At 71.3% G+C, this 8,733-nt stretch carries 8 protein-coding genes and 1 pseudogene; all 9 read left to right on the top strand.

Annotated elements, in window-relative coordinates:
• Window positions 1-366: 366 nt before the first annotated feature.
• Window positions 367-2,073, top strand: a pseudogene (locus tag AB0D27_RS24640) (ATP-binding protein); the annotation flags it as partial.
• Window positions 2,074-2,990: 917 nt separating this feature from the next.
• Window positions 2,991-3,425, top strand: a complete 435-nt coding sequence (locus AB0D27_RS24635) for a roadblock/LC7 domain-containing protein (RefSeq protein ID WP_362512552.1) — start codon at window positions 2,991-2,993, stop codon at window positions 3,423-3,425.
• Between the two features lie 2 nt (window positions 3,426-3,427).
• Entirely contained in the window at window positions 3,428-3,799 is a 372-nt protein-coding gene (locus tag AB0D27_RS24630; protein ID WP_362512550.1) for a DUF742 domain-containing protein, read from the top strand.
• Window positions 3,777-4,376 (top strand): ATP/GTP-binding protein, encoded by a 600-nt coding sequence (locus tag AB0D27_RS24625; protein ID WP_362512548.1) that lies wholly within the window; start codon window positions 3,777-3,779, stop codon window positions 4,374-4,376. The genes AB0D27_RS24630 and AB0D27_RS24625 overlap by 23 nt, the downstream gene beginning before the upstream one ends.
• 28 nt (window positions 4,377-4,404) lie before the next feature.
• Window positions 4,405-4,992, top strand: a complete 588-nt coding sequence (locus AB0D27_RS24620) for a GAF domain-containing protein (RefSeq protein WP_362512546.1) — start codon at window positions 4,405-4,407, stop codon at window positions 4,990-4,992.
• Between the two features lie 11 nt (window positions 4,993-5,003).
• Window positions 5,004-5,393, top strand: coding sequence for a Gfo/Idh/MocA family oxidoreductase (locus AB0D27_RS24615; RefSeq protein WP_362512544.1), 390 nt, complete (start codon window positions 5,004-5,006; stop codon window positions 5,391-5,393).
• A 166-nt stretch (window positions 5,394-5,559) separates the two neighbouring features.
• Entirely contained in the window at window positions 5,560-6,588 is a 1,029-nt protein-coding gene (gene tdh, locus AB0D27_RS24610) for an L-threonine 3-dehydrogenase (RefSeq protein WP_362512541.1), read from the top strand.
• Window positions 6,589-6,607: 19 nt separating this feature from the next.
• Window positions 6,608-7,801 (top strand): glycine C-acetyltransferase, encoded by a 1,194-nt coding sequence (locus tag AB0D27_RS24605; RefSeq protein WP_362512558.1) that lies wholly within the window; start codon window positions 6,608-6,610, stop codon window positions 7,799-7,801.
• 18 nt (window positions 7,802-7,819) lie between these two features.
• Entirely contained in the window at window positions 7,820-8,725 is a 906-nt protein-coding gene (locus AB0D27_RS24600) for a LysR family transcriptional regulator (RefSeq protein WP_362512538.1), read from the top strand.
• The last annotated feature ends 8 nt before the right edge of the window (window positions 8,726-8,733 follow it).

The following is an 8,733-nucleotide window of genomic DNA, read 5'->3' as shown; positions in this document are numbered from 1 at the left end:
GGCACGGGTGGCAGTAGTCCATGACGCGGGAAGAGTAAGTTCCGCACCGGTAACGTTCATAGGCGCGGCTGTGAATGTTGTGTGGGGAACTGACCAGCCGTGATCGGACCGCCGCCCGAGGGGAACGCGCGTCCGAGAGTGTTATCGGTCTGTCGTACGACGCCTCATACCAGAGCGGGACGCTGTCCGTGGGACTTTGTCAACTGCCCACCGCACATGATGCCTTGGCGACTACTGTGAGTTGCCGTCGGGCGACGCAGGGCCGAATTCTTCGGCACTCTCGAACGGCACCGCGATGCCGCACGCCCGAGTCGCGCAGACCCGCGGGAGCCTCCGTGCTTCCGACGCCACAGTACGAGGACACCGATGTCTCACCTTCGCGCACCGGCCGCACGCGCAGACCGCCGTGAGGGCGGACGGCACGGACGGCCGGTCGCCCACACCGCCCCCTCGCTGCCCGAGACGCATCTGCGGCCCCAGCTGCTGCGCCTGGCGGTCCTGCCACCGATCGCGGTAGCCCTCAGCGCGTGTGCGGCCGTACTCTTCACCGTCCGCTCCACCGGCGCCCGGCCCGGCCTCACCCTGTGGGCCGTCCTCGCGGGAGCGGTCGGCGTTGCCCTGGCCGGCATCCTGATCGCCGCCGTGGCCGCGGACCGGGCCGCCAAGTCGGTACGGGAGCGCATAGGCGTCCTGCGCCGCACCAGCGCCCGCACCGAGGCCGACCTGCGCGCCCTCGTCGAAGGGCTGCGCCGTGGCGAGAACCCGCCCGCGCGCAAGGCACGCCGCCAACCCCCCGCGGACGCCGACGACTTCGAACTGCTCGCCGCCGACCTCTCCCGCGCCCACGACGGTGCCGTCGCGGCCGTCGTGCAGGCCGCGCAGCTCTCCAGCCACGCGGGCAGCGAGCAAAAGGTTGAGGTCTTCGTCAATCTGGCCCGGCGCCTTCAGTCCCTCGTGCACCGCGAGATCTCCATCCTCGACGAGCTGGAGAACGAGATCGAGGACCCGGACCTGCTCAAGGGCCTCTTCCATGTCGACCACCTCGCCACCCGCATCCGGCGCCACGCCGAGAACCTCGCCGTGCTCGGCGGCGCCGTCTCGCGCCGCCAGTGGAGCAACCCGGTCTCCATGACGGAGGTGCTGCGGTCCGCGATCGCCGAGGTCGAGCAGTACTCGCGGGTCAAGCTGGTGCCCCCGATCGACGGCACCCTGCGCGGCCACGCGGTCGCCGACGTCATCCACCTGCTGGCCGAACTCGTCGAGAACGCCACGGTGTTCTCGGCACCGCACACCCAAGTGCTGCTGCGCGCCAACCTCGTCACCTCCGGGCTCGCCGTCGAGGTCGAGGACCGGGGCCTCGGCATGCCCCTCGGCGAACAGAACAAGATGAACGCCCTGCTCACCGACCCCGACCAGGTCAATGTCGCCAGCCTGCTCCAGGACGGCCGCATCGGCCTGTTCGTGGTCTCGCAGCTCGCCCGGCGGCACGGCATCCACGTCCGGCTGCAGACCAACATCTACGGCGGGGTCCAAGCCGTACTCGTCGTGCCGCAAGGGCTGTTGGGCTCGACGCCGGGCGCCCCTGGGGACGTCGCGCAGGGGCCGCCCCAGGACGCGACCGGGGGACGGCGCCCGCCTGTGGGACCGACTCCGGTGGCATCGGCGCCCTCGCCCGGGGGCGGTGCGGTGTCCTCCGTACCGCGGCAGTCGCAGCGGGAGCAGTCGCCGCGACGGGTCGCGCCGGCTCCACCCCGCGCGCGCGGCGGCGGTCCCGCGCCGCTCCCCGTGCGCGGCGCCCACGGGGAACGGCCCAACCCGGCGGAGGCCGTGCCCGGCATCCGCCCCGAGGACCGGCCCATCGCGACGGAGAACGCGGCCGTGCCGCCCACACCACGGGGTGGTGCCGTGCGCGGCACCATGGGCAAGCCGCAACTGCCCCGGCGACGCGCCCAGGAGCACATCGCGCCCCAACTGCGCGACGGGCCCGCACCCCGCCAGGAGACGGAGTACGTCGCCGGGCACGACCCGGGTCTCATGGCGGCGTTCCAGCGGGGGATCGGGCTCGCGGAGGCGGCCCACGCCGAAACGGCGGCGCGTCTGGAGGCGCCGGTGGAGGCGTCGGCCATGGAGACGTCGGCCAGGGAGCGGGCGCACCCGGACCTGGCGCATAGGGATCCGCTGCCGACGCTGGATGTGGTGCGAGTGGATGTGCCGCCGGTGGGCGCCGGGCACATGGACAGCGGGCACACGGCTCGCGTCCACATGGGCGACGGCCACGCGGATGCCGGCCACATGGGCCCGGGCCACACGGATGCCAGCTTGACGGATCCCGGCTATATGGGTCCGAGCGGCACTGATGCCGGCGGCCGCACGGATCCCGGCCGCATGCGCGATGGCCACGTAGGCCCGCGCCACATTGGTCCCGGTCACGTGGGGAACGGCCACACGGGTCTGGGCCACACGGATTCCAGTCACGTGGGGAACGCCTACACGGGTCCGGGTCACACGGAGTCCGGTCACGTGGGGAACGGCCACACGGGTCCGGGCCACACGGATTCCGGTCACATGGGCCACGGCTACACGGACTCCGGCTACACGAGTCACGGCCACATGGATAACGCCCGCGCAGCTGCCGACCACACCGACACCAGCCACATCCTTGACGCGCCCATGGAGCGACCGCGCTTGGGCGGCGTCCCCATGGATGGCGTCGCCCGGGTCGACGGAGCGCCGTCCGTGGGTGCTCCCTCCGCCAACGCCATTCCCATGGACGTACGGCCGCCGGACGGCACGCCCGCGCCGACGGCGCACATAGGCGGAGCGATCATGCCGGCGCCGCACGAGGCGGAGGGGGCGCGAACCATCGAGTCCGCGCCCGGACACGACCCCACTACCCGGCACGACGGGAGCACACCGGCCGGATGACCACCCCCCTCACCCCCACCCCCTCCGCTCCCGCAGACCTTCGTACCCCAAGGAGTCGATCCACCATGGCGAGCGATGCGCCGACCGGCCATGTATCCGATCTCGACTGGCTGATGAGCGGCCTCGTACAGCGCGTACCGCACACGACGAGCGCCGTGCTGCTGTCCTGCGACGGGCTCGTGAAGTCGGTCCACGGCCTCGACCAGGACAGCGCCGACCACATGGCGGCGCTGGCCTCCGGCCTCTACTCCCTCGGCCGCAGCGCGGGCGTCCGCTTCGGGGGCGGCGGCGACGTACGGCAGGTCGTCGTCGAGCTCGACTCGACCCTGCTGTTCGTCTCCACCGCGGGCTCCGGCACCTGTCTCGCCGTGCTCGCCGGACGCGAGGCCGACGCGGCGGTGCTCGGCTACGAGATGGCGATGCTGGTCAAGAGCGTCCGGCCCTATCTGATCACCGCGCCCCGGCAGCCCGCCGTCGAATCCCCGGCGATGAGGCCTTGAGCGTGGCCGCGGCCGGCGACGGGCCTTGGCTCGATGACGCGGCCGGGCGCCTTGTGCGCCCCTACACGGTCAGCAACGGCCGCACCCGGCCGTCGACCGCGCTCGACCTCCTGTCGCAGGTCATGGCCACCGGAGCGACCCCTCTCGGCTATCTCGGTCCCGAGCACACCCAGGCACTCGAACTGTGCCGGGCGCCCGTCTCCGTGGCGGAGATCGCCGCCCAACTGAAGCTGCCGGCGGCGGTCACCAAGGTGCTGCTGTCCGACCTCGTCGACTGCGGGGCGCTGACCACGAAGCCCCCGGAGTTCCACCACAACCCCACTGACCGGTCTCTTCTGGAGGCAGTGCTCGATGGACTACGACGACAGCTCTGATCCCTTCCCCACCGCATTGAAGATCCTGGTGGCGGGAGGGTTCGGGGTCGGCAAGACGACCTTCGTCGGCGCGGTGAGCGAGATCGCGCCGCTGAGTACGGAGGAGCTGCTCACCACGGTCAGCGCCGCGACCGACAGTCTCGAGGGCATCGAGAACAAGGTCGAGACGACCGTGGCGATGGACTTCGGCCGCATAACCCTCGATCCGCAGCACGTGCTCTATCTGTTCGGCACACCCGGGCAGGAGCGGTTCTGGTTCATGTGGGACGAGCTCTCCGAAGGCGCGCTCGGTGCGGTGATCCTCGCCGACACCCGCCGCCTGGAGGACTGCTTCGCGGCCGTGGACTTCTTCGAGCAGCGCGGTCTCGGATTCATCGTCGCGGTCAACGAGTTCGACGGCTCCTACCGTTACGACCCCGCGGAGGTGCGGGCGGCCATCGATCTCGACCCCGAGATCCCCGTCGTGTGCTGCGACGCCCGGATCTCCAGCTCGGGAGTGCAGACCCTGCTCACCCTGGTCCGCCATCTCCTCGCCCACGCGCCCGCCCACGCCCCGAGCCACGGAGCCCACACATGACGCACGCCCCGAGCCACGGGACCCCCACATGAGGTACGACCCGCCGCGTCCGGCCGGCCGTCTGCTGCTCACCCCGGAGGACAAGGAGGCCCCGGAACGGGTACGGCGACTGCGCAGACTGGGGCTGGGGGAGCGCGCGGAACCGGTCTTCGACGCCTTCGCGCACCGCCTCGCGGAAGTCGCCGCGGTGCCGTACTCGATGGTCAACTTCATCGACGAGAACCGGCAGTTCTTCGCCGGCCTGCACACCCCGGACCGCAACGGCTCGGACATCCTGTCGGCCGCGTGCACCACCGGGGACGGCGCCGACCATGGGGTGGGCCGCTATATGGCCCGCGACTACGGCTTCTGCCCCCATGTGGTGGTCCGACGCAGGGCGCTGGTTCTGGAAGACGTCTGTGACTACCCGCGCTTCGCCGGCAATCCGGTCGTCGACGAGATCGGCGTCCGTTCCTACCTCGGCGCCCCCCTCATCGACCAAACGGGCATCGCGCTCGGCACGATCTGCGCCGTCGACGTCGAGCCGCGCCCCTGGGGGAAGGCGGGCCTGGAGACCATCAAATCGCTGGCGGCGGAGTTGGTTCAGGAGATCGAACGACGGGCGGGTCCACTATGAACAGGCACACCATGACCGATCTGCGTCTCGGCGCCCTGGGCTTCGGCCTGCGCGGTTCCCTCGCGCGCATCGCCCACCGTCCCGGCCGGGGCTCACGCGTGAGCGTCGTCGCCGAGCACGACCCAGTCCTGCGCGACCGCGCCGCCGACCGCGTCCCCGGAGTCCGGACCGTCGACGACCACCACAAGGTGATCGACGCCCCGGACGTCGACGCCGTGCTCGTCCTCACTCCGGACCACACCCATGCCGACATCGCCTGCACCTCCCCGGTCGCCGCGCGGATGGCCGTCGCGGCCGGATTCCGGGCCACCGAGTCGTTGCGGAACGGCGGTACTCCACTCGACGTGCCGCCGCTCGACCCGGAACTGGTCGCCTATTTCGAGCGGGGGCAGACACCCTGAAGACGCGCACGGGGCAGGCGTGAAGGAAAGCTGCGGCCGCGCTTAAGAAAACCTCGCTGGACCAAGAGCACCGGCGTACGGCAGATTTCTACGGGAATTCACCCCTCTCCCGTACGGGCTCCTTCGGCGTGCCCTGCCCCGGGACCTCACCCACAGGAGCCGTCGCGTGAAGGCGCTGGTCAAGGAGAAGGCGGAGCCCGGGCTCTGGCTCACGGACGTTCCGGAGCCGCAGGCCGGCCCCGGCGACGTACTGATCAAGGTCCTCAGGACCGGGATCTGCGGCACCGATCTGCACATCCGCAACTGGGACGGCTGGGCCCAGCAGGCCATCAGCGCGCCGCTCGTGCTCGGGCACGAGTTCGTCGGCGAGGTCGTCGAGACCGGCCGCGACGTCGCCGACATCAAGGCCGGCGACCGCGTCAGCGGCGAGGGACACCTGGTCTGCGGCAAGTGCCGCAACTGTCTGGCCGGGCGCCGCCACCTCTGCCGCGCCACGGTCGGCCTGGGCGTCGGCCGCGACGGGGCGTTCGCCGAGTACGTGGTGCTGCCCGCCGCCAACGTGTGGGTGCACCGCGTCCCCGTCGACCTCGATGTCGCCGCGATCTTCGACCCGTTCGGCAACGCCGTGCACACGGCGCTGTCCTTCCCGCTGGTCGGCGAGGACGTACTGATCACCGGTGCCGGGCCGATCGGCCTGATGGCCGCGGCCGTGGCCCGTCACGCGGGCGCCCGCAACGTCGTCATCACCGACGTCAGCGAGGAGCGCCTGGAGCTGGCCCGCAAGATCGGCGTGAGCCTCGCCCTCAATGTCGCGGGCTCCACCATCGCCGACGGCCAGTGCGAACTGGGCCTGCGCGAGGGCTTCGACATCGGCCTGGAGATGTCAGGGCGTCCCGAGGCGATGCGCGAGATGATCGCCAACATGACGCACGGCGGCCGGATCGCGATGCTCGGCCTGCCCTCCCAGGAGTTCCCGGTCGACTGGTCCCGGATCGTCACCTCCATGATCACGATCAAGGGCATCTACGGCCGTGAGATGTTCGAGACCTGGTACGCCATGTCGGTCCTCCTCGAAGGCGGCCTCGACCTCGCCCCCGTGATCACAGGCCGCTACGGCTTCCGCGACTACGAGGCGGCCTTCGCCGACGCGGCGAGCGGCCGCGGCGGCAAGGTCATCCTCGACTGGACCCTCTGAGGACTTTAAGGAACTGATGATGTTCGATTCCGTACGCGACGATCTGCGCACCACTCTCGAAGAGATCCGCGCCGCCGGACTGCACAAGCCCGAGCGCGTCATCGGCAGCCCGCAGTCCGCGACCGTGAGCGTCACCGCGGGCGGCCGCCCCGGCGAGGTCCTCAACTTCTGCGCGAACAACTACCTCGGCCTCGCCGACCATCCCGAGGTCGTCGCCGCCGCCCACGAGGCGCTCGACCGCTGGGGCTACGGCATGGCGTCCGTGCGCTTCATCTGCGGTACGCAGGAGGTGCACAAGGAGCTGGAGGGCCGCCTGTCCGCCTTCCTCGGTCAGGAGGACACGATCCTCTACTCCTCCTGCTTCGACGCCAACGGCGGTGTCTTCGAGACCCTCCTCGGCGCCGAGGACGCGGTCATCTCCGACGCCCTCAACCACGCCTCGATCATCGACGGCATCCGCCTGTCCAAGGCGCGCCGCTTCCGGTACGCCAACCGCGACATGGCCGACCTGGAGGCCCAGCTCAAGGAGGCGTCCGACGCCCGGCGCCGCCTGATCGTCACCGACGGCGTCTTCTCCATGGACGGCTATGTCGCGCCCCTGAAGGAGATCTGCGACCTCGCCGACCGCTACGACGCGATGGTCATGGTCGACGACTCGCACGCCGTCGGCTTCGTCGGCCCCGGTGGCCGCGGCACCCCCGAGCTGCACGGCGTGATGGAACGCGTCGACATCATCACGGGCACCCTCGGCAAGGCGCTCGGCGGCGCCTCCGGCGGCTACGTCGCCGCCCGCGCCGAGATCGTCGCCCTGCTGCGGCAGCGCTCGCGCCCGTACCTCTTCTCCAACACGCTCGCCCCGGTGATCGCGGCGGCCTCCCTGAAGGTGCTCGACCTGCTGGAGTCGGCCGACGACCTGCGCGTCCGGCTCGCCGAGAACACCGCGCTGTTCCGATCCCGGATGACCGAGGAGGGATTCGACATCCTTCCCGGTGACCACGCGATCGCCCCCGTCATGATCGGCGACGCGTCCGTCGCCGGGCGCATGGCGGAGCTGCTCCTGGAGCGCGGCGTGTACGTGATCGGCTTCTCGTACCCGGTGGTGCCGCAGGGGAAGGCCCGCATCCGCGTGCAGCTCTCGGCCGGGCACTCGACGCAGGACGTGAACCGGGCGGTGGACGCGTTCGTGGCCGCCCGCGCGGAGCTGGACGCCTGACCTGAGAGAATCGGTCACATGATCGAAGCGCGGCGGCTCCACATCCTCCGTGCGGTGGCCGACCACCGCACGGTGACGGCGGCTGCCGCCGCGCTCTATCTCACGCCCTCGGCGGTCTCCCAGCAGCTGACCGCCCTCGAACAGGAGACCGGTCACCGGCTCGTGGAACGCGGCGCCAAGGGCGTACGGCTGACTCCCGCCGGTGAGATCCTGCTCAGCCACACCAACGCGGTCCTCGCCCAACTGGAGCGCGCCGAGGCCGAGTTGGCCGCCTACAGCTCGGGCTCGGCGGGCACGGTCACCGTCGCCTCGTTCGCGACCGGCATCGGCCTGGTCGTGGCGCCCGCGCTGGCCCGCCTCGCCGCCACGGCGCCCGGTATCCGTATCCGCGTCCAGGACGCCGAGGGCGACGCCAGTCTGCCGATGGTGCTGGACCGCCAGGTCGACATCGCGGTCGCCGTCGAGTACCGGGGCGCCCCGGACGCGGACGACCCGCGCCTCACGCACATCTCGCTCTACGCCGAGCCCTTCGACGCGGTCGTGCCGGTCACCCACCGCCTGGCCGACGTCGACGAGGTGCCGCTCGCCGAACTGGCCAAGGATCCCTGGATCGGTCCGTACCCGGGCAATCCCTGCCATGACGTGGTGGTCCTGGCCTGTGAGAGCGCCGGTTTCCAGCCTCGCCTCGAGCACTCCTCGGACGACTTCCGCGCCGTCGTCGCCCTCGCCTCGGCCGACGCGGGCGTGGCCCTGGTGCCCCGCTCGGCCCTGCGCGGCATGGACCTCACGGGCGTGGTCGTACGTCCCGTCGACGGTGTCGCGCCGACGCGTCGCGTCTTCGCCGCCGTGCGCCGTGGCGCGGAGGACCATCCGCTGATCCGGCCGGTACTGGCGGCGCTGGCGGAGGCCGCGACCGTGGAGTGAGTGCGTTT

Source organism: Streptomyces sp. NPDC048415, from assembly GCF_040651675.1.
GTDB lineage: Bacteria > Actinomycetota > Actinomycetes > Streptomycetales > Streptomycetaceae > Streptomyces.
This window is presented reverse-complemented; position numbering and strand designations above follow the sequence as displayed.

Excerpts from the sequence above, each read along its gene's own strand:
- AB0D27_RS24605 (WP_362512558.1), top strand. The coding sequence starts at position 6,608 with ATGTTCGATTCCGTACGCGACGATCTGCGCACCACTCTCGAAGAGATC.
- AB0D27_RS24620 (WP_362512546.1), top strand. The coding sequence starts at position 4,405 with ATGAGGTACGACCCGCCGCGTCCGGCCGGCCGTCTGCTGCTCACCCCG.
- AB0D27_RS24625 (WP_362512548.1), top strand. The coding sequence starts at position 3,777 with ATGGACTACGACGACAGCTCTGATCCCTTCCCCACCGCATTGAAGATC.
- AB0D27_RS24600 (WP_362512538.1), top strand. The coding sequence starts at position 7,820 with ATGATCGAAGCGCGGCGGCTCCACATCCTCCGTGCGGTGGCCGACCAC.
- AB0D27_RS24615 (WP_362512544.1), top strand. The coding sequence starts at position 5,004 with ATGACCGATCTGCGTCTCGGCGCCCTGGGCTTCGGCCTGCGCGGTTCC.
- AB0D27_RS24635 (WP_362512552.1), top strand. The coding sequence starts at position 2,991 with ATGGCGAGCGATGCGCCGACCGGCCATGTATCCGATCTCGACTGGCTG.